Annotated in this window: 27 protein-coding genes; 15 read left to right on the top strand and 12 right to left on the bottom strand. The window is 72.0% G+C overall.

What is annotated here, in order from left to right:
* Window positions 1-66 precede the first annotated feature (66 nt).
* On the top strand, window positions 67-255 hold the full coding sequence (locus FAF44_RS15505; RefSeq protein WP_237103854.1) for a DUF5999 family protein: 189 nt from the start codon (window positions 67-69) through the stop codon (window positions 253-255).
* Between the two features lie 117 nt (window positions 256-372).
* Here the strand turns inward: FAF44_RS15505 and FAF44_RS15500 are convergent, their stop codons facing one another.
* Window positions 373-2,025, bottom strand: coding sequence for a fumarate hydratase (locus FAF44_RS15500; RefSeq protein WP_237103853.1), 1,653 nt, complete (start codon window positions 2,023-2,025; stop codon window positions 373-375).
* A gap of 56 nt (window positions 2,026-2,081) precedes the next feature.
* Window positions 2,082-2,957 (bottom strand): DMT family transporter, encoded by an 876-nt coding sequence (locus FAF44_RS15495; protein ID WP_237103852.1) that lies wholly within the window; start codon window positions 2,955-2,957, stop codon window positions 2,082-2,084.
* Window positions 2,958-3,025: 68 nt separating this feature from the next.
* On the opposite strand from FAF44_RS15495, the gene FAF44_RS15490 reads away from it, so the two are divergent.
* Complete coding sequence (locus tag FAF44_RS15490; protein WP_237103851.1) at window positions 3,026-4,426, top strand: PLP-dependent aminotransferase family protein; 1,401 nt, start codon at window positions 3,026-3,028, stop codon at window positions 4,424-4,426.
* Window positions 4,427-4,475: 49 nt separating this feature from the next.
* A complete protein-coding gene (locus tag FAF44_RS15485) occupies window positions 4,476-5,420 on the top strand; it encodes a Gfo/Idh/MocA family oxidoreductase (protein WP_237103850.1) in 945 nt (314 codons plus the stop codon).
* 116 nt (window positions 5,421-5,536) lie between these two features.
* Here the strand turns inward: FAF44_RS15485 and FAF44_RS15480 are convergent, their stop codons facing one another.
* The 3 genes from FAF44_RS15480 to FAF44_RS15470 all read right to left on the bottom strand — a co-directional run bounded on the left by FAF44_RS15480 (window position 5,537) and on the right by FAF44_RS15470 (window position 8,378).
* Window positions 5,537-6,691, bottom strand: coding sequence for an MFS transporter (locus tag FAF44_RS15480; protein ID WP_237103849.1), 1,155 nt, complete (start codon window positions 6,689-6,691; stop codon window positions 5,537-5,539).
* Window positions 6,692-6,801: 110 nt separating this feature from the next.
* Window positions 6,802-7,494 carry a DUF998 domain-containing protein gene (locus FAF44_RS15475; RefSeq protein ID WP_237103848.1) on the bottom strand — a complete coding sequence of 231 codons (693 nt, stop codon included), beginning with the start codon at window positions 7,492-7,494 and terminating at the stop codon, window positions 6,802-6,804.
* Window positions 7,495-7,580: 86 nt separating this feature from the next.
* Window positions 7,581-8,378 (bottom strand): SDR family NAD(P)-dependent oxidoreductase, encoded by a 798-nt coding sequence (locus FAF44_RS15470; RefSeq protein WP_237103847.1) that lies wholly within the window; start codon window positions 8,376-8,378, stop codon window positions 7,581-7,583.
* A gap of 218 nt (window positions 8,379-8,596) precedes the next feature.
* On the opposite strand from FAF44_RS15470, the gene FAF44_RS15465 reads away from it, so the two are divergent.
* On the top strand, window positions 8,597-9,247 hold the full coding sequence (locus tag FAF44_RS15465) for a DUF1707 domain-containing protein (protein WP_237103846.1): 651 nt from the start codon (window positions 8,597-8,599) through the stop codon (window positions 9,245-9,247).
* A gap of 60 nt (window positions 9,248-9,307) precedes the next feature.
* On the opposite strand, the gene glpX is transcribed toward FAF44_RS15465, so the two are convergent.
* A complete protein-coding gene (gene glpX / locus FAF44_RS15460; protein ID WP_237103845.1) occupies window positions 9,308-10,342 on the bottom strand; it encodes a class II fructose-bisphosphatase in 1,035 nt (344 codons plus the stop codon).
* Window positions 10,343-10,512: 170 nt separating this feature from the next.
* Between glpX and FAF44_RS15455 the strand changes: the two genes are divergently transcribed.
* The 3 genes from FAF44_RS15455 to FAF44_RS15445 are packed head-to-tail and all read left to right on the top strand — an operon-like array spanning window position 10,513 to window position 11,959.
* Entirely contained in the window at window positions 10,513-11,124 is a 612-nt protein-coding gene (locus tag FAF44_RS15455; protein ID WP_237103844.1) for a TetR/AcrR family transcriptional regulator, read from the top strand.
* An 11-nt stretch (window positions 11,125-11,135) separates the two neighbouring features.
* Window positions 11,136-11,666 (top strand): DUF4245 domain-containing protein, encoded by a 531-nt coding sequence (locus FAF44_RS15450; RefSeq protein WP_237103843.1) that lies wholly within the window; start codon window positions 11,136-11,138, stop codon window positions 11,664-11,666.
* Window positions 11,667-11,698: 32 nt separating this feature from the next.
* Complete coding sequence (locus FAF44_RS15445) at window positions 11,699-11,959, top strand: exodeoxyribonuclease VII small subunit (protein ID WP_237103842.1); 261 nt, start codon at window positions 11,699-11,701, stop codon at window positions 11,957-11,959.
* Between the two features lie 16 nt (window positions 11,960-11,975).
* Here the strand turns inward: FAF44_RS15445 and FAF44_RS15440 are convergent, their stop codons facing one another.
* Window positions 11,976-12,389 carry a nitroreductase family deazaflavin-dependent oxidoreductase gene (locus tag FAF44_RS15440; protein ID WP_237103841.1) on the bottom strand — a complete coding sequence of 138 codons (414 nt, stop codon included), beginning with the start codon at window positions 12,387-12,389 and terminating at the stop codon, window positions 11,976-11,978.
* An 84-nt stretch (window positions 12,390-12,473) separates the two neighbouring features.
* Here FAF44_RS15440 and FAF44_RS15435 point away from each other — a divergent pair, with 84 nt between their 5' ends.
* Window positions 12,474-13,076 (top strand): TetR/AcrR family transcriptional regulator, encoded by a 603-nt coding sequence (locus tag FAF44_RS15435; RefSeq protein WP_237103840.1) that lies wholly within the window; start codon window positions 12,474-12,476, stop codon window positions 13,074-13,076.
* A gap of 19 nt (window positions 13,077-13,095) precedes the next feature.
* Here the strand turns inward: FAF44_RS15435 and xseA are convergent, their stop codons facing one another.
* The gene (gene xseA, locus FAF44_RS15430) at window positions 13,096-14,319 is read right to left on the bottom strand and encodes an exodeoxyribonuclease VII large subunit (protein WP_237103839.1); all 1,224 of its coding nucleotides are present in this window, start codon (window positions 14,317-14,319) and stop codon (window positions 13,096-13,098) included.
* Between the two features lie 27 nt (window positions 14,320-14,346).
* Window positions 14,347-15,372 (bottom strand): hypothetical protein, encoded by a 1,026-nt coding sequence (locus FAF44_RS15425; protein WP_237103838.1) that lies wholly within the window; start codon window positions 15,370-15,372, stop codon window positions 14,347-14,349.
* Window positions 15,373-15,473: 101 nt separating this feature from the next.
* Between FAF44_RS15425 and FAF44_RS15420 the strand changes: the two genes are divergently transcribed.
* Window positions 15,474-16,439 carry a 4-hydroxy-3-methylbut-2-enyl diphosphate reductase gene (locus FAF44_RS15420; RefSeq protein ID WP_237103837.1) on the top strand — a complete coding sequence of 322 codons (966 nt, stop codon included), beginning with the start codon at window positions 15,474-15,476 and terminating at the stop codon, window positions 16,437-16,439.
* 9 nt (window positions 16,440-16,448) lie between these two features.
* Here FAF44_RS15420 and FAF44_RS15415 read toward each other — a convergent pair whose 3' ends face one another.
* Together FAF44_RS15415 and rmuC are read right to left on the bottom strand one after the other, a co-directional pair.
* On the bottom strand, window positions 16,449-16,958 hold the full coding sequence (locus FAF44_RS15415; protein ID WP_237103836.1) for a DUF6542 domain-containing protein: 510 nt from the start codon (window positions 16,956-16,958) through the stop codon (window positions 16,449-16,451).
* A 14-nt stretch (window positions 16,959-16,972) separates the two neighbouring features.
* Window positions 16,973-18,229, bottom strand: coding sequence for a DNA recombination protein RmuC (rmuC, locus tag FAF44_RS15410; protein ID WP_237103835.1), 1,257 nt, complete (start codon window positions 18,227-18,229; stop codon window positions 16,973-16,975).
* A 95-nt stretch (window positions 18,230-18,324) separates the two neighbouring features.
* Here rmuC and FAF44_RS15405 point away from each other — a divergent pair, with 95 nt between their 5' ends.
* Window positions 18,325-19,041 (top strand): hypothetical protein, encoded by a 717-nt coding sequence (locus FAF44_RS15405; RefSeq protein ID WP_237103834.1) that lies wholly within the window; start codon window positions 18,325-18,327, stop codon window positions 19,039-19,041.
* A gap of 11 nt (window positions 19,042-19,052) precedes the next feature.
* The gene (gene ychF / locus FAF44_RS15400) at window positions 19,053-20,129 is read left to right on the top strand and encodes a redox-regulated ATPase YchF (RefSeq protein WP_237103833.1); all 1,077 of its coding nucleotides are present in this window, start codon (window positions 19,053-19,055) and stop codon (window positions 20,127-20,129) included.
* Between the two features lie 44 nt (window positions 20,130-20,173).
* On the opposite strand, the gene FAF44_RS15395 is transcribed toward ychF, so the two are convergent.
* Window positions 20,174-20,371: a hypothetical protein gene (locus FAF44_RS15395; protein WP_237103832.1), complete on the bottom strand. Its 198-nt coding sequence runs from the start codon at window positions 20,369-20,371 to the stop codon at window positions 20,174-20,176.
* Between the two features lie 194 nt (window positions 20,372-20,565).
* Between FAF44_RS15395 and FAF44_RS15390 the strand changes: the two genes are divergently transcribed.
* The 4 genes from FAF44_RS15390 to FAF44_RS15375 all read left to right on the top strand — a co-directional run bounded on the left by FAF44_RS15390 (window position 20,566) and on the right by FAF44_RS15375 (window position 25,761).
* Complete coding sequence (locus tag FAF44_RS15390; protein WP_237103831.1) at window positions 20,566-20,865, top strand: hypothetical protein; 300 nt, start codon at window positions 20,566-20,568, stop codon at window positions 20,863-20,865.
* 628 nt (window positions 20,866-21,493) lie between these two features.
* The gene (locus FAF44_RS15385; protein WP_237103830.1) at window positions 21,494-22,213 is read left to right on the top strand and encodes a conjugal transfer protein; all 720 of its coding nucleotides are present in this window, start codon (window positions 21,494-21,496) and stop codon (window positions 22,211-22,213) included.
* A gap of 62 nt (window positions 22,214-22,275) precedes the next feature.
* A complete protein-coding gene (locus FAF44_RS15380; protein WP_237103860.1) occupies window positions 22,276-22,545 on the top strand; it encodes a hypothetical protein in 270 nt (89 codons plus the stop codon).
* A 57-nt stretch (window positions 22,546-22,602) separates the two neighbouring features.
* Complete coding sequence (locus FAF44_RS15375; protein ID WP_237103829.1) at window positions 22,603-25,761, top strand: TcpE family conjugal transfer membrane protein; 3,159 nt, start codon at window positions 22,603-22,605, stop codon at window positions 25,759-25,761.
* Window positions 25,762-25,787: the final 26 nt, after the last annotated feature.

The following is a 25,787-nucleotide window of genomic DNA, read 5'->3' as shown; positions in this document are numbered from 1 at the left end:
CACGCCGTCGGGGCGAACACTGCCCTTTTGAGTCCGCGAACCGGAGCGCCGTCTGAGAGGTGCGCGATGTGCTGTCACAACCCCGTCTGCCCGAGTGCCGACTCTCCCGACCGTGAGCGGTCGCACGTCATCTCCGCCCACCCCGACCAGGGCTGGAGCCTGCTCTGCAACGGCGTCGTGTTGTTCGACGACACCGGCCTGCTGCTGCCCGACGGCTCGGTCGTGGCGCCGCACCGGGCTCCGGTGGCCGCGTGAGCGAGCGCCGGGTGCCTGGCGGCGGCGCGATCGCCGGCGCCTGACGTCGCCGGGGCCTGCCGAGCCGGGCGGGGGCGGCCTGCGCGCCACCCCTCGCCCTTGCGCGCGGCGGGGCCGTCAGCGGCGGCCGATCGACAGCACCGGCCCGGTCCTGTCGGTGAAGAAGTCCTCGCCCTTGTCATCGACCACGATGAACGCGGGGAAGTCCACCACCTCGATCTTCCACACCGCCTCCATCCCCAGCTCGGGGTACTCCAGCACGTCCACCTTCTTGATGCAGTCCTGGGCCAGCCGGGCCGCCGGGCCGCCGATGGAGCCGAGGTAGAAGCCGCCGTACTGCCGGCACGCCTCGGTGACCTGCTTGGAGCGGTTGCCCTTGGCCAGCATCACCATCGAGCCGCCCGCCGCCTGGAAGCGCTCGACGTAGGAGTCCATGCGCCCGGCCGTCGTGGGCCCGAACGAGCCCGAGGCGTAACCCGTGGGGGTCTTGGCGGGGCCGGCGTAGTAGACCGCGTGGTCCTTGAGGTACTGCGGCATCTCGCCGCCGGCGTCGAGCAGCTCGGAGATCTTGGCATGGGCGATGTCGCGGGCGACGACGAGCGGGCCCGTGAGCGACAGGCGGGTCTTGACCGGGTAACGGGTGAGCTCGGCGAGGATCTCGGGCATGGGCCGGTTGAGGTCGATCTGGACGACGTCGTCCGAGAGGTGCTCGTCGGTGGTCTCGGGCAGGAAGCGGGCCGGGTCGGTCTCCAGCTTCTCCAGGAAGACGCCCTCGGGGGTGATCTTGGCGAGCGCCTGGCGGTCGGCGGAGCAGGAGACCGCGATGGCGACCGGGCAGGAGGCCCCGTGCCGGGGCAGGCGGATGACGCGGACGTCGTGGCAGAAGTACTTGCCGCCGAACTGCGCGCCGATGCCGAGCTTCTGCGTCAGCTCGAAGACCTTGGCCTCCATCTCCAGGTCGCGGAACCCGTGCCCGGACGGCGAGCCCTCGGTGGGGATCGAGTCGAGGTAGCGGGCGCTGGCGTACTTGGCGGTCTTGAGGGCGTACTCGGCGGAGGTGCCGCCCACGACGACGGCGAGGTGGTACGGCGGGCAGGCCGCCGTGCCGAGCGAGCGGATCTTCTCCTCCAGGAAGGCCATCATGCGCTTCTCGTTGAGCACGGCCTTGGTCTCCTGGTACAGGAACGACTTGTTGGCCGAGCCGCCGCCCTTGGCCATGAACAGCAGCTTGTACTCGTCGGGGTGGCCGTGGGGGTCCTCGGCGTACAGCTCGACCTGGGCGGGCAGGTTGCTGCCGGTGTTCTGCTCCTCCCACATGGTGAGCGGGGCCATCTGCGAGTAGCGCAGGTTGAGCTTGGTGTAGGCGTCGTACACGCCGCGCGAGACGTGCGCGGCGTCGTCGCCGTCGGTCAGTACGTGGCGTCCGCGCTTGCCCATGACGATGGCGGTGCCGGTGTCCTGGCACATGGGCAGCACGCCGCCGGCCGAGATGGAGGCGTTCTTCAGCAGGTCGAGGGCGACGAAGCGGTCGTTGCCGCTGGACTCGGGGTCATCGACGATCTTCCTGAGCTGGGCGAGGTGGGAGGCGCGCAGGAAGTGGGAGATGTCGTGGACGGCCGTCTCGGTCAGCAGCCGCAGCGCCTCGGGGTCGACTTCGAGGAACGTGCGCCCGGCCGCCTCGACCTTCCGCACCCCCTCCGAGGTGATCAGCCGGTATTCCGTTTCGTCGGCTCCAAGCGGCAGCAGGTCGGTGTAGTCGAAGTCGGCCATGTCCATCCTTTCGGTCGCCCCAAGAGATTACGCGCACTGAAAGGAGGCGGTGCCGGTCAGGCTTCGGACGGCCGGACGGCCGCCTTCGCGCCCGACCGTTGCGCGCTGAGGCCGATGAGGATGCCGACGACCACGAGAGCGGCTCCGAGCAGGTCGTACGCGGTCGGCATCGCCACCCCGAGCACGACCCCGGTGATGATGGCGGCCACCGGGATGAGCCCCGCGAACAGCCCGGCCCGCCCCGGGCCCAGCTTGGGCAGCGAGTTGTACCAGAGGAAGAACGCCACCACGGTCACCACGAGGGCCAGGTAGGCGAACCCGAGCGCCTCGGGCAGGGTCGGCACTCTGACCAGGTCCGTCCCGGCGTCGATGAAGCCGACCACGACCAGCATCGGCACGGCCAGCGTCGTCGAGTACGCCGAGACCCGGATCGCCCCCAGCTTGGGCAGCAGCGGGATGGCCAGCAGGGAGAAGCTCACCTCGCCCACGAGCGCGCCCAGCGCCCACAGCAGGCTCTCCACGCTGCCGCTGCCGAGCCCCGCGGCCAGCGTCGCCCCGGTCGCCACCACGCCGGCCCCGAGCAGCAGCCGGGGCGCGGGACGTCCGCCGGCCAGCGCCAGCGCGAGCGGCACGGTGCCCAGCACGGTGCCGACCAGGGCGGGGCCGGAGGCGCGGGCGGACTCCACCACGCACACGTTGAAGAGCACCATGCCCAGCAGCGTCACCCCGACCAGGCAGAGCAGCTCGCGCGGCGTCATGCGGACGAACCGCAGGCCGAGCAGCCACGTGATGGTGAGCAGGATGACCGAGGCCACGAGGTAGCGAACGGCCTGGCCGCCGTAGATGGGGTAGTCGCCGACGAACCCGGACACGCCGGCCAGTGTTCCGATCAGGAACATGGCGGTGGCGGCCCCCGCGATGCCGTTTCTCATGCGACGGATGCTAGAGAGACGATGGTTCGCGCAAACAGTCCAATATGCCGCCGGAAGACAGGACCAATATGGCCGACCTCCACATCCGGATCGATCGCGGAACGGGTGGTTTCGCCGGGCAGATCGCGACCGAGCTGCGTGAGTCCATCCGGGGCGGCCGGCTCACGGCGGGCACCCGTCTGCCCGCCACCCGTGACCTCGCCGCCGACCTCCAGGTCTCCAGGGGCGTGGTCGTGGAGGCGTACGAGCAACTGGTGGCCGAGGGCTTCCTCGTCTCGAAGGTGGGCGCCGGCACGCGGGTCACCTCCAGGACCGCCGCCCGCCCCGCGCCCAGGCCGCGCGAGCCCGCCGAGCGGGACCGCCGGGCGTCGAACACCCAGGCGCGCCCTTCGTTCTACGGTCATCGCCCCACCTCCCCCGACCTCGGCCACTTCCCCCGTGAACGCTGGCTCGCGGCCGTGAGGCACGTCCTGACCACCGTACCGTCGGACGCCTTCGATTACGGGGACCCCGGCGGCGTGCCTGAGCTGCGCGAAGAGCTGTCCGCCTACCTCAGGCGGGTGCGCGCGGCCGACGTGCGCCCGGAGGGTCTCGTCATCGTGGGCGGCGTGGCGCAGGGGCTCAGCCTCGCCCTGCACGTGCTGACCCAGCGGCGCGCGCTGCGGCTGGGCATCGAGGACCCGACCAGCCACCGTCAGGTGCCGCTGCTGCGGCGGGCGGGCGCGCACCTCGTGCCCGCGCCGGTGGACGAGGAGGGCATCGACGTGCGCGCGCTCAACGCGGACGCCGTGCTGGTGACGCCCGCGCACCAGTTCCCGACCGGCGTGGTGCTCTCCCCGGCGCGCCGGGCGGCGCTGATGGAGTGGGCGCACGCGGGCCACCGGATCATCCTGGAGGACGACTACGACGCCGAGTTCCGCTTCGACCGCGACCCCGTCGGCTGCCTCCAGGGCCTGGCCCCCGACCGGGTGATCCTGTCCGGCAGCGTGAGCAAGGCGCTCGCCCCCGGCCTGCGGCTCGGCTGGGTGGCCGCGCCGCCCGACCTGGCCGAGGCCATCCGCCGCGCGCGCGGCGAGCTGGACCTGGGCTCGCCGGTGATCGAGCAGTACGCGCTGGCTCACTTCCTGCGTACCGGCGGCTACGACAAGCACCTGCGGCGCATGCGCAGGGAGTACCGCCGCCGCCGGGACGCCCTGGTCGGGGCGCTGGCCGGGGAACTGCCCGAGATCCGGGTCAGGGGCATCGAGGCGGGGCTGCACGTGTATCTGGAGCTGCCCCCCGGCTGGGACGAGCGGCGCACGGCCCGCGCCGCGCGGGAGCTGGGCCTGTCCGCCGAGTCGGTGGGGCCGATGCGGGAGCTGCCCGGACCGCAGGCCGTGGTGGTCGGGTTCGCGCGGCTGCCCGCGCACAAGGCGGCCGAGGCCGTACGCGGGCTCAAAGTCCGAATGTCAGGACAAGATGTTGACTGAAGGAGAGGCGCTCGCTTAGAAAGAGAGCAATCCCGGACCGGAGGGTGTCATGCGTGTGGGACTGCTGGGGCTGGGCCGGATCGGAGCCTTCCACGCCGCCACCCTGGCCGCGCATCCCCTGGTGGACGAGCTGATCGTGGCCGACCCCGTACGCACCTCGCCGCACGGCAGGCCGGGCGACCCGTTCGAGGCGGACGCCGTGGTCATCGCCACCCCGACCAGCACCCACGCCGAGTTGATCGTCAAGGCGTGCGCGCTGGGCATCCCGGCCTTCTGCGAGAAGCCGGTGGCGGGCACCGTGGCCGACACCGTCGAGGTGCTGGCGGCGCGGGCGGGCAACCGGGTGCAGATCGGCTTCCAGCGCAGGTTCGACCCCGGGTACGTGGCCGCGGCGCACGCGCTGCGGGCGGGTGAGCTGGGCGAACTGCACCGGGTGCACCTGATCACGGCCGATCCGGCCCCGCCGCCCGCCGGGTACCTCCCGCTGTCCGGCGGCATCTACCGCGACTGCCACATCCACGACTTCGACATCCTGCGCTGGGTGACCGGCCGCGAGGTGGTGTCGGTCTACGCGAAGGGGGCCAACCGCGGGGCCGCGTTCTTCGCGGAGGCCGGCGACGTGGACACCAGCGCCGCGCTGCTGACGCTGGAGGACGGCACGCTCGCCACCCTGCAGGGCTCGCGGTACAACGGCGGCGGCTACGACGTGCGCATGGAGTTGGCCGGCACCCGGCGCACCCAGGCCGTCGGCCTCGGCCCGCGCGCCCCGCTGCACACCACCGAGGACCTGCCCGGCCTCGACGAGCCCTGGCCGGACTTCGTCGCCCGCTTCGAGACCGCCTACCGCGCCGAGATCGACGCCTTCCTGCGCGGCGACCGGAGCCCGTGCTCGATCGAGGACGCGCTGGAGGCGCTCTACGTGGCCGAGGCCGCCGACCTGTCGCTGCGTGAGGGCCGCCCGGTCGAGGTCGCGGAGGTGCGGGCACGGGGCTGAACCCGGGATGAGGGCTTGGCGCAAGGGCCCGGTTCGAGCGGGCCGGGACTCGGGCGGCGGCCGGGGCTGAGGCGGTGGCCGGGGTTCGGGCGGTGGCTGGGGGCCGTTCGAGGGGGTCAGGTGGTGGTGGCGAGTCTGGGTGCGAAGCCCGGGGCCAGCACGATGATCGCGGCGGCCAGCACGAGCGGCGCGGCGTACGCCACCCGCATGTCGGCCGCGTCCGCGATGCCGCCCACCAGGGCCGCGCCCACGATGTAGCCGACGTAGTTGAAGAGGTTCACCCGCGCGATCGCCACCCCGGTGCCCGCCGGGTCGAGCCGTCCCGCCGCCGAGAACGACTGCGGCGCCACCACCGCGAGGCCCACCCCGGTCAGCCCGAAGGCGACGAGCCCCAGCACCTGGTTCGGGGCCAGCACGACGCCGAGGAAGCCGAGCGTGGCGAGCACCCCGCCGATCCTGACGATGACGGCCGGGCCGTACCGCCTGACGGCGAGGTCGCCGCCGAGCCGGACGATCAGCGTGGTGGCCTGGTAGGCGGCGTAGGCCAGCGGGATCACCCACGGGTCGGCGGTGAGCACGTCCCTCATGTAGACGGTGTTGAAGTTGGAGACGGCGGCGTCGCCGACGTACAGGAAGGCCATGGCCAGGCAGAGGGGGACGATCGGCCGCCACGGGAAGCCGCCGGCCGCCAGGGTCTCGGTCTCGGACCGCTCCTGCGCCGGGGTGTAGAGGCCGCGGCCGGCGTACAGGGAGCCGGCCACGGCGAGGAGCATCGGCAGCGCCATGACGAGTTCCAGCGGGAGCGCGACCGCCGCCGACGCCCACAGCGCCCCGGCCATGCTGAGCGCGCTCCACACGCAGTGGAACCCGTTCAGCACCTGGAGGCCGTACCTGCGCTCGACCGCCACGCCCTGCATGTTCATGCCCGCGTCCACCGCGCCCACGGCCAGTGCGTACAGCAGCAGGGCCGGGACCAGCAGCGGCACGTCGGGGGCGAGCGCGGCGAGCACGACGGCGACGGCCACCACCGGCTGCGCGATCCGCAGCAGCAGCCGGCTCCCGAGCCGGGCGGCGAACGCCCCGGCCGCCACGCTGCCGACCCCGGCGAACACCGGCACGATGAGCAGCAGCAGCGTGAGCGAGCCCTCGTCGAGGCGGTGCTTGGCCTGGAGGCCGGCGATCTGGACGAGCAGCGTGGCGAGGGACAGACCCTGCGCGCCGAAGACGACGTACGTGGCGACACGGGCCTGGCGATCACGTGCGGACGGCACAGCGGCCTCCTGATCGGGGGGAATCAAACGTGAGGCGCGGTCAGGTTAACGGCTGCCGGAGGCCGTCCGCCAGAGGCCGTCCGTCGGCACCGGATTCACGTGCCGCCCGGCTACCGGGACGTTCCGGATCGGCGCGCGTCGGCCCCGGGCCCGGCCAGGGCGACGGCGGGCGCCGGCTCCGCCGGGCCGAGCCGTCTCGCGGCGGCCCACACGCCGAGCGCCAGCAGCGCGGCCACCTCGGTGGCGGCCAGCCCCCGCTCCACCAGCCCCAGCGGCACGACGCGGTACCACGGCAGCCCGTTCCCGGCCCCGACCAGCACCGCCGCGCCGATGCCCAGCACCCACAGCACCGAGCAGATCCCGAGCCCGAACGCCGCCAGCGTGGCCTTCGAACGCTCCGCGTGCCGCCACGGCCGCGCGATGATCAGCGCCGCGAGCGGCAGGCTGAGGAAGGCCACGAGGCTGCCGGCCCGGTGGATGTCGCCGCTCAGGCTGGGCCCGACCGACCAGTCGTGCTTCTCGAACCAGGCGGTGACGAGCAGCCCGGCGCTCCAGCCCACGAGGGCGAGGGTGCCGGCGACCCCGGCCAGCCTCCTGCGCGCCAGCGACACGCAGATGGCCAGCGAGCCCGCCGCCAGCAGGGCCACTCCCAGCGCGAAGATCCAGCCGTCGGGGCCGAGGCCGTGCTCGCTGATGGTCCGCCGGAACGGGTTGGTCTCGTCGAAGCTCGTCAGGTCGAGGCCCAGGATGATCACGCTGCCCGCGCCCGCCGCGCCGAGCCCCCACCGCGCCGGTCGATGCACGTACGCACCTCCCCTTTGTCCGGCTTCCTGCCCGGGACAACGGTCGTGCGCGGACCGGGGTTCCGCCGACATCTCCGGCATACCGGTCAGTCGAGCGCCCGGCGGACGAGCTCGTCGCTGAGGTGCCGCAGCCGCTTCCTGGCCTCCAGGTCGTACGCCTGCGCGGCGGCCCGGCTCTCGCTCTGCTGGTCGAAGTAGCGCCCGGTGACGCCGTCCAGCTCGTCGATCAGCCGCATGGTGGCCGTGGCGCCCTGGCCGACGCTGCTGATGGGCGGCACCAGCGCCTCGCGCACCATCGAGGTGTTCATGAACGTCGCCGGGTGCAGCGCGTTGACCGTCACCCCCTGGCCCGACAGCTCCTCCGCCAGGTCGAAGGTGAACATGATCTGCGCCAGCTTGCTCTGCGCGTACCCGCGCATGCGGCTGTACCCCCTGGCCAGGACGGGGTCGCCGAAGTCGATGGCCTGCTGGCCGGCGGAGGCCACGTTGACCACGCGCGCCGGCGCCGAGGCGACCAGCAGCGGGGTGAGCCGCCGCGTCAGGTGGTACCCGGCCAGGTAGTTGACCGCGAGGCGGAGCTCGATCCCGTCGGCGCTCTCCTCGCGCCCGGACAGCGGCCGGCCCGCGCCGATGCCGGCGTTGTTGACCAGCACGTCGAGCCGGTCGAAGCGGTCCAGCACCTCCTCCGCCATGCGCTCCACCTGGCGCAGCTCGGACAGGTCGGCCACGACGCCCTCGGTGCGTCCGCCGGCCCGCTCGCGGGCCTTGCGCACCCGTCCGGGGTCGCGGCCGTGCACGATCACGAGGTCACCCGCGTCGGCGAGCCTGCGGGCCAGCTCCTGCCCGAGGCCGGCGGTGGCGCCGGTGATCAGGATCGTCCTCATGCGGCTCTCCTTCAAATACGAGCGAATATTCGAGACAACTCACCTCGAATATAAACGAGACCACACGTCTTGCATAGCTGGCGGGCGGGCAGGCGACCGCCACGCCGAAGCGAACGAGGGGGCAGTCCCGAGAGATGGCCGCGCCACGGGCCGCTATCCGATGACATCGGGTCATTCGGCACGAGCGAACGGGGCGAGAGCCAGATATCGTCAGAAGTGTGAACGAACGCGCGGGATCGTGGTTGCCCAAGCTGCAGGAAGTCGGTGAGCGGCTGGCCGAGGAGTGGGTGTCCGCTCGCCGTCCCCCGGCGTCGAGCGAGGTGCCGCAGCCTCACGAGCTGCGCGCGTCCGACGCCGACCGCGAGCGTATCGCCCAGGTGCTCCAGGACGCGCACGCCGACGGCCGCATCTCCCTGGACGAGCTGGAGGAACGGCTCGGCGTGCTCTACTCCGCACGCACGCTCGGCGAACTGGCCGCCCTCACCGCCGACCTCCTGCCGGCCGACGAGCAACCGCTCAACCTCGACGGCCGGCCCGTCTCGGCCATCTTCAAGCAGGAGCAGCGCGGCGGCCGCTGGGTGGTGCCCGCCGAACTCGAGGTGACGGCCATGTTCGGCACCACGAAGCTCGACTTCCGCGACGCCATCCTGCAGAACCGGCGGATCGTCATCAACGCCACCCTGGTCTTCGGCGGGCTGGAGATCCACGTGCCGGAAGGGCTGGAGGTGATCAGGGTGGCCAAGGACAAGACGGTCCGCCTGACCAAGCAGCCCACCGAACCGGGGGCGCCCGTGGTGGAGGTGCGCACCACCAACTTCGCGGGCGAGGTCAAGGTCAAGGAGCCGCCCCGCCGCAAGCGCCGCCGCTGACCTCCGGCCGTCCCACCCCCTGCGGCTCGTCCTACCCCCGGCTTCCGGCCCGGCGCCGTCTCACCCCGCGGTGTCGAAGTTGATGGCGCTGTACGCACGCAGCTTCCACAGTTGGTGCTCGCTCTCGATCTTGCGGATCGTGCCCGACCGGCCGCGCATCACCAGCGACTGGGTCACCGCCGATCCGGCGCGGAAACGTACGCCCCGCATCAGCTCGCCGTGCGTGATCCCGGTCGCCGCGAAGAACACGTCGTCGGACCTGACCAGGTCGTTCGTGGTGAGCACCTGGCCGAGATCGTGCCCGGCGGCCACCGCCTTGGCGCGCTCGGCGTCGTCGCGCGGCCACAGCCGGCCCTGGATCACCCCGCCCAGGCACTTGAGCGCGCACGCGGCCACGATGCCCTCGGGGGTGCCGCCGATGCCCAGCATCAGGTCGATGCCGGTGCCCTCGCGGGCCGCCATGATCGCGCCGGCCACGTCGCCGTCGGTGATGAACTTGATCCGCGCGCCCGTCTCCCTGATCTCCTTGACCAGCCGGTCGTGCCGGGGGCGGTCCAGCACGACCACGGTCACGTCCGACGGCGAGCAGTGCTTGGCCCTGGCCACGGCGCCGATGTTGGCGGCCACGGGAGCCTCGATGTCCACCACGTCGGCCGCCTCGGGACCGGTGACCAGCTTCTCCATGTAGAAGACGGCCGACGGGTCGTACATGGAGCCGCGCTCGCTGACCGCGATCACCGAGACCGCGTCTGGCATGCCCAGCGCCGTCAGCCGGGTGCCGTCGATGGGGTCCACCGCCACGTCGCACTCGGGGCCGCTGCCGTCGCCCACCTGCTCGCCGTTGAACAACATCGGGGCGTGATCCTTCTCGCCCTCCCCGATCACGACCACGCCGTCCATCGACACCGTGCTGATGAGCTGGCGCATCGCGTTCACGGCCGCGCCGTCGGCGCCGTTCTTGTCACCCCTGCCGACCCACCGGGCCGCCGCCATCGCGGCCGCCTCGGTGACGCGGACGAGCTCCAGCGCCAGGTTTCGATCCGGGGCGCGTTCGCTCGTGGCGAGCGCCGGAGGCACGGAAGTCTGGTCGGACATGATGAATGGCCCTCCTCTGGACATATACCTCGATCGTAGTTGCCGGTCTCTTCCCGGTCAGAGGGGGATAATCTGCTTACCGAAAACGGATTTTGCGCCATACGCTGTGCGCGTCGAGGATCTTGCCTCCACCATGGAGCGTGGCGCCCCCGCCGTGGAGGAGATCCCTTATGAGCCCCGATGTGGAGAACGCGGTCGCCCAGCCGCGTACGTCCGAGCGTGGCGCCGCCACGCGCAGCTCGCTGCTCGCCGCCGCCCGTGAGGTGTTCGTCTCGAAGGGATTCGCGGAAGCCGGCGTGACGGACGTGGTGGCCAGGGCCGACGCCAGTGTGGGCAGCCTCTACCACCACTTCGCCGGCAAGGCCGACCTGTACCTCACGCTCTGGGAGGAGTTCCAGACCCGGCAGACGCAGCGGACCAAGCGCGCGGTCCGCACGGCCCGCGCCGCCGGCGAGAGCGACCCCATGCGCGTGTTCGTCGGCGCGGCGCGCGCCTACCTCGACGGTTGCGTGGAGGAGCGTGAGCTGGCCGCGCTGTTCCTGCGCGGGGACGGGCCGCCCGGCTTCGAGGTCGTGATGCGCGACCGGATGCGCCTGTGGGCCCGGCGCAACGCCGCGCTGTTCGAGGACGAGCCCGCCCTCGTCCTCGTGGTCACGGGAGCGCTGGCGGCGGCCGTGTCCGAGGTGGTGTGCTCCGGCGACCGCGGCCTGGCCGGGGAGGTGCTGGCCATCATCGGCCAGATCCGTCCGGCCGCTTCGGCGACCGCGCCCCACAGCGGGTAACCTCGCCAACTGTGCGACGGTTCACGGAAGGTCTGTACGGCTACGCGGTAGCCCTGTTCGTCTGCCTCGCGGGGGCCGGGTTGTTCCTGCTGGTGGCCCCGCAGGGGCGGGAGGAGCACATCCCGCGGCTCGACTACTCCATCACCGTCGCCAACTTCGGCCACACGGTGCCGTTCGGCGTCTGGGCCCCCCAGCAGGACCCCGCCGACTGGGTGGCCAACAGCAACCGGATCGCCGAGGGCGAGAACGGCGCCCAGGTCCTCTACCTCGGCTACGCCACCGCCAAGCGGCAGCACGCGATGTTCGTCCAGAGCGACGAGCGGCCCGCGGCCGACTTCGCCAACCGCATGGCCAACAGCGACAAGAGCGTGGGCACCCAGCAGGTCGGCGGGGTGGCGTGGGAGCAGCGCTTCCGTAAGGACAAGAACCAGCGGTCGCTGGTGCGCGTGCTCCCCGACGTCACGCTCGTCGTCACCGGCACCGCCGACTGGAGCGAGCTGGGAGAGCTGGCGGGCCGGCTCCAGCAGCGAGCCAAAGGCTGAGGTTGTCGGCTCGCCCGTCTAGGGTGGTGGCCGTGGCAGACGAGAAGGCGGCAACCTCAGGCTCCGACGGCAAGACGCCCACCTACGAGCAGGCTCGCGAAGAGCTGACCGAGGTGGTGCGGCGGCTGGAGACCGGGGGGCTCACGCTGGAGCAGTCGATCGAGCTGTGGGAGCGGGGGGAGAAGCTGGCGGCCGTCTGCGAGGAGTGGCTCCAGGGCGCGCGGGTCAAGCTCGCCGCCGCCATGGCCCGCCGTTCCGAGCCCGCCTCCGGCCACGACGACACCCCGTTCTGACCTCCTGCCGGGCAGGTCAGCCGGCGCTGCGGTGGAGGGCGACGACCGGGATGCGGCGGGTGGTCTTGGCCTCGTACTCGGCGAAGCCCGGCGCCACGGCCACCATCCGGGCGTAGAGCCGATCGCGCTCCTCCTCCGCCACGAACTCCGCCTTCACCCCGAATGTCTCCGTCCCGATCTCCGCCGTGGCCTCGGGCGTGGCGCGCAGGTTGTGGTACCAGGCGGGGTGGTGGTCCGCGCCGGCGTTGGAGGCGATGACGACGTAGCGCTCGCCGTCCGCCAGGTACATCACCGGAGTGGTGACGGACCGGCCGCTCTTCGCTCCCGTGGTGGTGAGCAACACCAGCGGGGAGCCCTCGAACATGCCGCCGACCCGGCCCTCGTTGGCGCGGAACTCGTCGATGATCTGCTGGTTGAAATCGTTGGGCATCCTCGGCTCCTTCGATAATCGGAGAATTCTCCGGTTGGAAGGGTAATCGGAGAACTCTCCGTTTACAACCGGTATGCTGCGCCCGTGCGCGAACGCCGATCGCTGCCCGTCGTCGGGCAACCCCCGCAGGAGCGGGCCGATGCCGCACGCAACCGGCAGAAGATCATCGAGGTGGCGGCCAGGACGATCGCCGAACGCGGCGCCGAGAACCTCTCGCTGGACGAGGTCGCCCGCGCGGCCGGCGTCGGCGTGGGCACGGTCTACCGGCGCTTCGGCGACCGCACCGGGCTGCTGCTCGCGCTGCTCGACGAGCGCGAACGGCGTTTCCAGTCGGCCTTCTTCTCGGGGCCGCCGCCGCTCGGCCCCGGCGCGCCCGCCGGTGAACGGATCGAGGCGTTCCTGCACGCGCTGGTCGATCGCATCCTGGCCGACCAGGACCTGTTCCTGCTGCTGGAGAAGGGGAAGACGGGCAGCGGCCGCACCGGGCCGTACCAGGTGCACCACATCCACCTGGCCACCCTGCTCGCACGGGCGTGCCCGGCGACGGACGCCGCCTACCTGGCGGACGCCCTGCTCGCGCCGGTCAACGCCCACCTGATCGCCGCGCAGCGGGAGGAGCGCGGCATGAGCGTCGAACAGATCAAGGCCGGCCTGACCACGCTGGTCGAGGCTGTGACACGAGCCTGAACGAGCCGCCGCCGGACGATCAGGCGCCGGTGTCCTCGCCCGGCTCCTGCGCGCGGACGGTCAGGCGGTCGTCGGTCAGGCGGATGGTCAGCAGCGTGCCGGGCACGACGTCCTTGGCCAGCCGCACGACCTCGCCCGACGGGTGCTGCACGATCGCGTAACCGCGCTCCAGCGTGGCCGCCGGGGACAACGAGACCAGGCGGGCCCGCAGGTGGGTGAGATCGTCGGTGGCGCGGTCGAGGGAGCCCGACAACGAGCGCCTGGCCCGGTCGCGCAGCGCCTCGGCCTGCTCGGCGCGGCGTTCGAGCTCGCGTACGGGGTCGGCCAGCGAGGGACGCGAGCGGGCGGACGTCAGCCAGGACATCTCACGGTCGAGCCAGCCGCTCACCACCCTGCGGCCACGGTCGCGGAGCTGGCGCACCAGCGTGAGCTGCTCGCCGACGTCGGGCACGACCTTCTTGGCGGCGTCGGTCGGGGTGGACGCCCGCACGTCGGCCACCAGGTCGAGCAGCGGGTTGTCCTGCTCGTGCCCGATCGCGCTCACCACGGGCGTGCGGCAGGCGGCCACCGCGCGCACGAGGGTCTCGTCGGAGAAGGGCAGGAGGTCCTCCAGCGAGCCGCCGCCCCGGGCGACCACGATCACGTCGACCGAGGCGTCGGCGTCGAGCTTGCGCAGCGCCTCCGTCACCTCGGCCACCGCGTACGGCCCCTGGACGGCCACTTCCTCGACCTTGAACCGCACGGCCGGCCAGCGCCTGCGGGAGTTCTCCAGGACGTCGCGCTCGGCCGCCGACTCACGCCCGCAGACGAGCCCGATCGTGCCCGGCAGGAACGGCAGCCGCCGTTTCCTGTCGGCGTTGAACAGCCCCTCGGCGGCCAGCAACTGCCTGAGCCGCTCGAGCCTGATCATCATCTCGCCGACGCCGACCGGGCGCATCTCCAGCGCGGTGAACGCGAACGAGCCCCTGTTGACCCAGAAGTCGGGCTTGACGTGCAGCACCACCCTGGCGCCGTTGGCCGGCCGGGGCACCGTCGCCTCGTAGACGCCACGCGGGGCGGTGACCCTGGCGGACACGTTGGCCACCGGGTCACGCAGGGTCAGGAACACCGTGCCGCCACGCGCGCTCAGGTCGGTGATCTCTCCTTCGACCCAGACCGTGCCGAGCCTGCCGATCCAGCCGCCCACCATCTGCAGGACCGTGCGGATCGGCAGGGGAGACTCGGGCGTGGTCTTCGAGGTCATGGCGGAAGACTACGGGTTCGGTGTGACTTATTCCCCGGCCTGGAGCTTCGCGAGACGGTTCTCGAACATCCTGATGACCTCGGGACGTGCCGTCGTCGCCCGCTCGTAGGCGAGGAAGTCGCCGATCTGCCCGGCCGTCTTGCCGCGCATCCTGGCGCGCAGCGACGCGACGGTGAGCTCGGACCAGCCCGGCAGCGGCTCGGTCAGGTCGACGGCGGCGGGGGCCGCGACCGGCTCGGGGGCCGTCGCCGGCTCGGGCGCCGTGGCGGGCTCCGCCGTGGCGGCGGGCTCGGCGGGGGCCGGGGCGGGCTCCGGCGCGGGAGCGGGCTCGGCGGCCTTCGGCTCCGCCTTGGGCTTGGCCTTGGCCCTCGCGGTCTTCGGCTTGGCGGCGGGCTTCACCTCGGGCTTCACAGCGGGCTCCACGGCGGGTTCTGCCGCGGCCTTGGGTGCTGCCTCCGGCTCTGCGACGGCGTCCGCGACGGCTTCCGCGACGGCTTCCGCGACGGCCTTGGGCTCCGTGACCGGGGACTCCACGACCGTGGACTCCGCCGCCTCGGGCTCGGCGACCTTGGGGGCGTCGGCGGCCTTGGGAGCGGACGTCTCGGCAACCGGGGCCTCCGGCGCGGCGGTCTCGGAGCCCGGCTTGGCCGCCGCCTCCGTCTTGCCCGCCGGAGCGAAGATGACCGGGTCCGGCTTGGTCTTGGCCACGCCGTTGGGCTCGGCGGGGGCGGAACGCGGCGCGAAGATGACCGGCTCCTTGCGCGCCGGACGGTCCTCCGCCTTGGTCTCCGTCGCGGAATCGGCCGCGGATTCGGCCGGGGCGGCGGCCACCTGCTCGGCGGCGGAGGGACGGGACTCCTGCTCCTCCTCCCGCTCCTTGTTGCCGAGCCCCTTGATGGAGTTCTTCATCCGGTCCACGAGCAGCAGAGCCTGCCCCGCGGCGCTGAGCGTGGTCTGGACGACGAGAAGCGGCAGGTCCTTGGCCTTCTCTTTGAGTTCGTCCTTGTTGGTAACGGTTCTGGTGATGTTGCGTATCACGTCGCTGAGGGACATGTACGTCTCCCTGGGAGGTCAGTATTGGACGGCTAGTCTGGCAAACCGTGGACAACCACGCACGGGCGGGCCAGATGGCCGCTCCACGTAGCATAGAAAGTATGGAGCCCCAGACCCCCTCTTCCCGCCGAGTCCTCGTCGCCAAGCCGCGGGGCTACTGTGCCGGAGTCGATCGAGCCGTGGTAGCGGTCGAGAAGGCTCTGGAACAGTACGGCGCCCCGATCTACGTCCGTAAGCAGATCGTGCACAACACCCACGTCGTCAAGACGCTCGAGGCCAGGGGCGCCATCTTCGTCGACGAGACCGAGGAGGTGCCGGAGGGGGAGATCGTCGTGTTCTCGGCCCACGGCGTCTCGCCGGCCGTGCACGAGGAGGCCAGGCAGCGCGGGCTGCGCACCATCGACGCCACCTGCCCGCTGGTCACGAAGGTGCACAACGAGGCCAAGAGGTTCGCGGCCAACGACTACGACATCCTGCTGATCGGGCACGAGGGGCACGAGGAGGTCGAGGGCACCTCGGGCGAGGCCCCCGACCACATCCAGCTCGTCGACGGGCTCGACGCGGTCGACCAGGTGCGGGTCAAGGACCCGAGCAAGCTGGTGTGGCTGTCGCAGACCACGCTGTCGGTCGACGAGACCACCGAGACCGTGGCCCGGCTCAAGCAGCGCTTCCCGACACTCATCGACCCGCCCAGCGACGACATCTGCTACGCCACCCAGAACCGCCAGGTCGCGGTCAAGGAGATCGCGGCCGAGTCCGAGCTCGTCATCGTGGTCGGCTCCGAGAACTCCTCCAACTCCAAGCGCCTGGTCGAGGTGGCCAAGGACTACGGCGCGCGGGAGTCGTACCTGGTCGACAACGCCGACTTCATCCGCGACGAGTGGTTCGAGGGCGTCACCACGGTCGGCGTCACCAGCGGCGCATCGGTGCCGGAGGAACTGGTGGCGGAGGTGCTGGCCCGGCTGGCCAGGCACGGCTACGGCGAGGTGACCGAGGTCGAGCCGGTGGAGGAGCACATGCGCTTCGCCCTGCCCCACGAGCTGCGCAAGGACCTGCGCGCCTCCTAGCCGCGGCGGTCAGTCCTCGCCGCGCGGGGTGCCGTACACCTTGGGCTCGAAGTAACCTTCGGGCTCCGGCACGAACGGCTGGCGCGGGCGCGACACCTCCGCGCCCGCCTTCAGCTCTTCCCGCAGCTCGCGGACGTTGTCGCGGAGTCCGCGCCGCCACGCGACGCCCAGCACCAGAGCCGAGCCCGCGAACAGCCACGGCGCCCCGCGCGTCATCGACGTGTAGAGCCCGAGCGCCAGCGACTGCACGATCGACACCGAGCCGAACGCCCGCCCCAGCTCGACGAACAACGTGGCGCAGAAGAACACCAGCGGCGGCGTGACCACCAGCGACAGCAGCTCGCGCCGGTTGACCAGCACCGCGCCGAGCGCGCTGGCCAGCACGAACGCCGCGCCCACGATGTGGTCGACGCCGAGCAGAGCCGTCAGCACGTAGCCCGCCAGAGTGGCGACCAAGGCGAGCGCGATGGCGCCGCGTGCGGTCAGTCTGACGGCAGGACGCCTGCCCTTCTCACCCACTCGCCCACCCCCATTTACTGCGACCCGCCTGCCAACTTACCGTTCGCGTGGGAAATCAGAGATGGGGTTTCGAGCAGTTCGGGGGAGGCCAGGGGCCTGGGGAGCCCGTCGAGCATCTCGGGGGAGTCGAGATCGCCCTCGACGACCCCGAGATCGTGCAGTTTGCGAGCGGTGACCAGGACGCGGCTTTCGAGCGACCCCACCGACTTGTTGTACGCCTCCACGGCCCGCGTCAGCGCCCGGCCGAGCGACTCGACGTTCCTGCCCAGGGAGGACAGCCGCTCGTACAGCTCCTTGCCCAGCTCGAAGACCGCCCGCGCGTTCTCGCTCAGCGCGGCCTGCTGCCAGGCGTAGTGGGCGGTGCGCAACATCGTGATCAGCGTCGTCGGGGTGGCGATGTGCACGCGCCGCGTCATCGCGTACTCCAGCATGCCGGGATCGCGTTCGAGGGCCGGGGCCAGGAACGCCTCCCCGGGGATGAACAGCACCACGAACTCCGGCGACGGGTTGAACCCCTGCCAGTACGCCTTGGCCGCCAGCCGGTCGATGTGCTCGCGTACGTGCCTGGCGTGCGCGTCGAGGCGTACGGAGGCGAGCGACTCGTCCGCCGCCTCGGCGGCCTCCAGGTAGGCGGCCAGGGAGACCTTGGAGTCGACCACGACGTTCTTGCCCCCGGCGAGCCTGACGACCATGTCGGGCCGCATGGAGCCCTCGGTGACCTGCTCCTCGAAGTCGCAGTGGTGCTGCATGCCGGAGATCTCGGCGACCCTGCGCAACTGCAGTTCGCCCCACCGGCCCCGGGCCTCGGGCCGCTGCAGGGCGCGCACCAGGGCGGTGGTCTGGGAACGGAGCTGCTCGTTGCTCTGGCGGACGAACTCCATCTGCTTGGTCAGCTCCGCGCGCGCCGCGCGCTGCCCCGACTCGGTGTCGCGTAGCTGCGCCTCGACCCGGGCCAGCGCGTCCTTCAGCGGCTCGACCAGGTGCTCGACGGCCTGCCTGCGCTGCTCCAGATCGCCCGCGGCCTCCGCGCGGCTGGCCGAGAACCGGGTCTCGGCCAGTTCCAGGAACCGGACGTTGTTGACGTCGAGCGCCCGCGTGGAAAGGGCCTGGAACCGCTCGGCGAGCTGTTCCTCGACGTAGACCAGCTTCTCGGCGGACGACCTGGCCCGCGCGTCGGCCTCGGCCACCCGGACCGCGGCGCGTGTCCTGGCCACCAGGAAGCCCACGAGCAGCCCGATGGCGATACCGATGAGAAGCGACACGACATCCACTCCATTGATGATCGCAGGAGACGGGGCGCGAATCTTCCCGACACGCTTGGTCGTTCCGCTTGTGCGCCCTGACGCCCGTCACGCACAGTACTGGGATGGATACGCGACCGAAGCTGGCCGCCGCGGTCGCCGCCCTGGTGGTCGCGCTCCTGGCGCTGGCCGGCGCGGTCATCGCGGGCGCGAGGGAGGGGGCGCAACCGCGTCCGGTGCTGCGCTGGACGCCCGGCGCGTGCGTCACGGACAAGCTGGCGCTGACGGCGTGCAACGGCGGCGAGGCCGAGGTGGTGGCGATGGCCCCCGACCCGCCGGGGCCGGGCGACTGCCCCGCGGACACCGACGACGTCCTGCGGGTCGGCTCGGGCCGCACGGCGTGCGTGCGCAACTTCCTGGAGCCGCACCCCGGCGATCCCGGCGCGGGCGGCGGGGTGCTCCGTCCGGGCGACTGCGTCACGCTGGACGGCCTGGAGCGGGCCTGCGCCCGGCCCGGCTGGCACGGCAGGGCGCTCGCCCTCACCCCCGACGCCGCGGCCTGTCCCGAGGGCACCCTCGACACCCTCGACGGCGGTTCCCAGGTCATCTGCCTGGGCCGGGGCGGTCAGGTCCTCGACGTCGGCGACTGCGTGGCCGAGCCCGCCACCGACGTGATCGCCAGGTCGGCCGTCGGCCGGGTGCCGTGCGACTCCCCGCACGCCTGGGCGAAGGTGCTGTCGTTCGAGCGCGCGCCCTCGGCCTGCCCGGCGGGCGCGCGCCGCTACCTGCGCGCCGACGAGGGCAATCGTCCGGTTACCTGTCTGGACGTACTCAGCAAGTAAACTCGCTGTCCGTGAGTCTCTCCATCGGCATCGTCGGCCTGCCCAACGTCGGTAAGTCCACGCTCTTCAACGCGCTGACCAAGACCGGCAACGCGCTCGCGGCGAACTATCCGTTCGCCACCATCGAGCCCAACGTCGGCATCGTCGGCGTGCCCGACGACCGGCTGCCCGTGCTGGCCGAGATCTTCGGCTCGGCCCGGATCCTGCCCGCCAAGGTCGAGTTCGTCGACATCGCGGGCCTGGTCAAGGGGGCGTCGGAGGGGCAGGGCAGGGGCAACCAGTTCCTCGCCAACATCCGCGACACCGACGCGATCTGCCAGGTCATCCGCGTCTTCGCCGATCCCGACGTCACGCACGTGGACGGCGACATCTCCCCCAAGCGCGACATCGAGACCATCAACACCGAGCTGATCATGGCCGACCTCCAGACGGTCGAGAAGGCCGTCCCGCGCTTGCAGAAGGAGGCGCGCAACAACAAGGACAAGAAGGCCGCCCTGGAGGCCGCGGAGGCCGCCCTGGCCGTCCTGGAGACCGGCAAGACCGTCTTCGAGAGCGGTCTCGACCGCGACGAGCTGCGCGAGCTGCACCTGCTGACGGCCAAGCCGTTCCTGTACGTGTTCAACCTCGACGCCGACGAGCTGACCGACGCCGCGCTCAGGGAGCAGCTCTCGGCCCTGGTCGCCCCGGCCGAGGCGGTCTTCCTCGATGCCAAGATCGAGTCCGAGCTGGTCGAGCTCGACGAGGAGGAGGCGCTGGAGCTGCTGCAGTCGGTGGGCCAGGAGGAGTCGGGCCTGCGCCAGCTCGCCAGGGTCGGCTTCGAGACGCTGGGCCTGCAGACGTACCTGACGGCCGGGCCGAAGGAGACCAGGGCCTGGACGATCCGCAGGGGCGCCACGGCGCCCGAGGCGGCGGGCGTCATCCACACCGACTTCCAGCGCGGCTTCATCAAGGCTGAGGTCGTCTCCTTCGGCGACCTGGTGGAGATCGGCTCGATCGCCGGCGCCCGTTCGGCGGGCAAGGCCAGGATCGAGGGCAAGGACTACGTCATGCGCGACGGTGACGTCGTGGAGTTCCGCTTCAACGTCTGACTTGGGCGGCGGGAAGAGTCTTCCGGCCGCCCGGCAGGGCGCCGTCAGCCGTGGATGAGCTGCTGGTCCCAGGTGCCGCCGCTGCAGATGGCCTTGCCCCTGCCGACGGGGGTGAGCTTGCCGCCGCCGTCGAGGCACTCGTCGGTGGTCACCCAGGCGGGCGCGGCGGTGGCCGGGGCGCCGATGAGGGCGTACGCGGTGAGCACGGCGGCGGGCGCGAGTGCCGCGGCGAATCGTCGCATGTCATGAGTCCAATCACGTAGAGCGATCATTCGCTACGGTAGGTTACCGACGGCGGACGGCGGCGAGGCCCCCTTGGACGTCTGATGCCCCGGAGGCGACCCTGCGTTTGTCGCCGGGGCGGGCGATGCGTCAACCACTTTGGGCCCCCGCGCGTCGAATCGTCACGGCGTTCACGCTGACTCGGGAGGCCCTCATGTTCCGTCGCATCATCCGGAAACGACGCTCGGCGCCCACGCTCGCGGGCATCACGCTCGAGGAGGAGCTGGCCCTCATCCGGGTCGAGCTCATGTACGGCCTGCGCGTCAACCGCGAGGCGTATCTCCGCAGGAAAGTGGACGAGCGTAACGAGATGGCCACCCGGATGCGGGAGCGCGAGCCCGCCGAGATGCTGGCGGACCTGCGCGGCTCCCTGGAGCGCGCGGTGCGGCCGACCGTCGTCGACCTGCACAGCAGGCGTCAGGCGCGTACGAGCCAGGATCCCGAGCCGGCCTGACGGGGGCCTCCCGGGTTCAGATCCATGCCGATTCCGCAGGTCGAGACAGGTCCATGCCTGTTTTGGACAGGAATCCGTGGCCGCCCGGCTATGCGATTTTAGGCGTCTGGCCTGGTCAAAAGGCCATTCCACCGGGAAGTGACAGGAATCGACGGCGTGGCCTGTCAGGTGGGCCCGGTTTGCCGGTGGGGACCGTCATGCCGCAGCATGGGCGTGGCTTTCCTGGAACAATGGCGGAGACCGGATAGGGTGACTACTTCACCGCGGATGATGGGGATCGGCAACGGACGACACCGCGCCAGCCGGGGGGATCGGCGCGAGCGGAGGCGTGATGGCTCGTAGGTCTACCGTCCAGCACGATCCTCGGATCGCTGACGGGCCCGGCCTTTCCGCAACCCTTGATACGGCTGACTTCGAGGCGCCGCCGCCTCGCCGGCCGCGGCGCGGTGGCTGGTCGGGTGGTGGCGGACGGTGGCTGGTGTGGACCGGCCGCATCATTCTCTGGGCACTTATCATCGTTATTGTGGTGAATGGGGTTCGTGCCCCATTTGAGCGATTTACCCAGCCAGGGGCTGTGGTGGCCAATCCTGCCACTCAGGCCGACAAGGGATTCCCCGGTGAACGCGGCATGGCTTTCGCCGCACAGTTCGCGGGGGTCTATCTGAATTTCAGCCCCGACGACGCGGGGAGCAGGTCCAACAAGCTCGCGGCGTTCCTGGCCCAGGGCATGGACCCGCAGATGGGCTGGGACGGTTACGGCAAGCTGGCGGCCGTCGCGATCCAGCCGTACGACATCGAGCCGAGCGACGCCCAGAACGCCGTGGTCAGCGTGGCGTTCCAGTCGGGCCCGCGCCGGATGATGCTGTCGGTGCCGATCTACTACTCAGGCGACGACGCCGGAGGGCGCTTCGTCGTGGCGGGCCGCCCGGCGATCCTGCCCGCCCCGGCCCCGGCCGACCTCCCGCAGGTGGCCGCGCCGGAGACCGACGACGCGGCGGCGGCCGAGCTCAAACCTCAACTGGAGGGCTTCTTCAAGGAATACGCCTCCGGTGACGCCGCCGGCCTGCAGCGCTACGTCGCCGCCGGCAAGAGCCTGCCCAGCTTCGGCGGCACGTTCACCTTCTCGCAGCTCAAGGAAGTCGTGGTGCCTGTGGGGGGTGCCACCCGGGAGATCCAGGCGGTGGTGGTGTGGGCCGTGCCCAACGGTGACACGCCGCCCTCCCCCAACGCCACCGACCCGGCCGCGGTCGGCGGGACGTTGGAGCAGGCCTATCGCCTGACCGTGGAAAAGCAGGGCGACAAGTGGTTCGTCGCCGACATCCGCGGCGGTAGCCGCGTCGTCGGGTAGAGGCACGGCCGCGCCGCTGATCGGTACCCCCCAGGAGGACAAAAGTGACGCTTAACACCATATTGCTCAACTTGATCGAGCTGACGCCGACGCCGGGGTCCCCGACGACCGGCATTGACACGGGCGGGCTCGCCGACTTCCTGCGCGCCTTCTTCGCCCCGTTGTTCCTCGTGGTCGTCTCCGTGGTCGCGCTGTTCTTCCTCTTCACCCGGGAGATCACGCGTTTCGTGCAGTTCCTGATACTCGCCGTGGCCATCGGAGTGATCTTCTACGTGCCCAACATCATCGAGGTGACGGCGCGGGCGATCGCGGGCGCACTGGGCATCAGATAAGGGTTGAGACCGCTCTCCGGCGGTCATGAACGAGCGGGTGGAGAGGAGGAGGACCGGGTGGACCTGCCCACGTATACGAACATCTGGCGCATCGAGAAGCGGCTCTACAAGCTGTACGACCTACGCCTGCCGATGCCGTTGCCGATCGTCTGGATCGGCGTGTTCGTCGGGGTGTTCGTCCCGTGGTCGCTCCTGCTGGTCCTGGTGGGCGTGCCGGTGGAGATGCCCTGGCACGTGCTGTTCCTGGTGCCGCCGGGCATCGTGACGTGGTTGTCCACCCGTCCGGTCATCGAGGGCAAGCGGCTCACCGAACTGCTCGAGTCCCAGCTCCGCTACCTGGGCCAGCCGAAGGCGTGGTACCGCCTGGCGCCCAGCCCGGAGCCCGAGACCGTCACGTTCTCCGGCCGCGTGTGGCGGACCGGCCCGGCGCGGGTCAAGTCGAAGGGGCCGGGCAAGGTCCGCGTCCGGCAGCGCAAGCGGGAGGGCCAGCGGATCGCCGGGCCCCGCCAGGTTCGTCCGGCCGTCGCCGCCGCGGCCGCCGCCGCCACGCAGGCGCCCGTCGCCGAGCCGCCCGCGCGTACGGGCTGGGGCACCCGCCGCCGCGGCACCGCGCCCGCGCTCAGGAGCCACGTACGCCAGGGAGCCGCGGCCCCGGCACCGACGACCGGGGTGGCGCCCGTGTGGCGCGAGGAAGGGGCCTCAGGCGGTGCTGGACGGCGTCCGGAGCGGGCGCTCCTCGACGAGGTGGTCGGGGCGACCCGCGCAGCCGTCCCCGCCGAGAGCCGTGAGCCCGTGGACGCGGCCGGCCCGGTGTCCGCAGGCGACGTCCACGACTCGCCGGAGCGCGGGGACGAGCGGTGGGCGAGCGCCGTCGCGCACGCCGAGATGGGCGCCGAGATGGGCGCCGAGATGGGCGCGGAGGCGCTGGCCGCGCACGAGGTGGGCGTGCCGATCAGGACCGCGGAGAGCCGCAAGCCCGCGGCGGGCAAGCCCATCGACACCGAGGCGCTGCGCCGGTTGCGGCGGCTCGCGGCGAGCGCCGGCGCGCCCGCCGACACCGGGGAGCGGGCCGAGACCGGCACGCGCAGGCCGCCGGCCCGGCACCAAGACGACGCCGCCAGAGACCAGCACAGGAAGGGGCAGCCGCCGCGGCTCGCGCCGGGGCTGCTGTCCGGCACGCAGGGGGTCTGGCCGCCGCTCGACCCGAACGCCAAGCCGCTGCCCCGCCTCGGCGCCCAGCAGACCGCAGACGTCCCGGGCGACGGTGACGTGGCACCCCGGCCGGGTGACACCCCGCCGGCGCGGGCCGGCGACGGCGCTGCGGCGGGTTCCGCCGGTCACGGACCGGATACGGTGGCGGGCGACCATGACACCGCCGCGCCGGTGGCCGGCGACCTGGCCGAGCCGGTGGACGACGGCCGAGCCACGGTGGTAGCCGGCGAGCCGGCGATCCGCCGACCGGACGCGGGCGACCCGGAGGTCCCCGGCGACCAGATGGTGGCGCGGGCTCCTGAGATTGCGGCACACGACGAGACGGCGGCCCCCGGTGACGGGGCGCGCGCGGCGTCGGAGCACGATCAGGCGGCGGCACATGACGACGGGGTCGCGAGCGGCCCCGAACCGCCGGCGCGCGACGAGACGGCCCCGGACCACTCGGACACGCCGGTGACAGAGCGCCGCACCCGAACCGGAAGGCGTCGGCGGCCGGCCGCCGACGAGAGCCAGACGGTGAGCCGGCTCACCGGACCGGTGGACGCGGAGCACGAGCCGGCCCCCGAGGTCACGCCCCGACCGGCTCCCGAGCCTGAGGCGGCACCCAGCCAGGCGGCACACGGCGACGACGCCGAGCACGAGGCGCGGCACGGCGATGAGGTCGGCCGTGAGGCGCGGCACGATGGCGACGCCGGGCGCGCGGCCGCACCTGCTGTGCACACCGGTCGTGAGGCGGCACAGGGTGGCGACGCCGGGCGTGAGGTCGTGCGTGTTGAGCACGCTGGTCGTGAGGTGGCACGTGGTGATGACGCCGGGCGTGAGGCGTGGCACGGTGACGAGGCCGGGCGTGAGGCGGCACGCGGTGATGACGCCGGGCGTGAGGGTGCGCGTGATGAGCGCGCCGGTCGTGAGGCGGCACGCGGTGATGAGGTGGCGCGGGATGAGCGTGTCGGGCGTGAGGTCGCCTACGGGGATGAGGCTCGGCCGCGTGACGGGCAGCCCGGTGACCTGGTCACCCCCGTTCCGGGACCGCGGCCGGGCGAGGGCAGGGTGCGCAGGATCGAGTCCGTGGTGGGCCGGGACTCGGGGGGATGGCGGCGCATCGCGCAGGTCGTGGTCGGCGGCGGCGGAGTGCGTACGGACGGGTCCGAGATCGACGAGGCCAGGGCCAGGGCCGTGTTCGGGGGCAGCAGGCGGATCGTCGTCCTGGGCTGCACGGGCGGGGCCGGCCAGACCACGACGGCGCTCATGCTCGGCCACGCCTTCGCCCAGTACCGCGACGACCGGATCGTGGCCGTGGACGCCAACACCGGCGGCGGCACCCTCACCAGCAAGATCCAGCCGGAGACCCCCGAGACGCTGACCTCGCTGCTGTCGGGCCTCGACCGGGTCAGCGGCTACCTCACCATGCGCGGATACACCACGCGGACCGCCTCGGGTCTGGAGGTGATCAGCGCGGACACCGACGCGGGCGCCGAGCAGCGCCTCGCGGACCGGTCCTTCTTCTCCGACCACCGGCTCGGCGAATCCATGCGCCTGCTCGACCGCCACTACAAGCTGGCCGTCATCGACCCGGCCGCCGCCCTGGCGGCCAGGTTGCTGCCGTACGCCGACCAGCTCGTCCTGGTGGTTCCGGCGAGCGAGGAGGCGTCGGAGGCGGTGGCGATGACGTACGAGTGGCTCGACGGGCACGGCTGCGCGGAGCTGCGCAGGCGGGCGGTGATGGTGGTCAACGGCGTGAGCAGGCGTTCGATGACCGATGTCGAGCAGGCGGAGTCGGTGGCCAGGGGCAGGTGCCGGGCCATCGTCAGGGTCCCCTGGGAGGACGATCTGGCGCCAGGTGGCGCGGAGGTCGTCGACCCGGGGCAGTTGCGCGCGGCCGGACGGCGGGCCTACCTCGCCCTCGCCGGCGTCGTGGTCGCGGGCTTCGCGGCACAGAGCGTACGACCGAGCGAAGAGGAGTTGGCGAGTGACCCCCCGGGCACGAGAATCGGTGAGCGTTAAGTGAACAAGCGAGCAGGTCTGGCCCG

The organism is Nonomuraea sp. MG754425, from assembly GCF_021699195.1.
Classification (GTDB): Bacteria; Actinomycetota; Actinomycetes; order Streptosporangiales; family Streptosporangiaceae; genus Nonomuraea.
The sequence above is the reverse complement of the archived record's forward strand: the minus strand, read 5'-3'. Positions and strand labels throughout refer to the sequence as shown.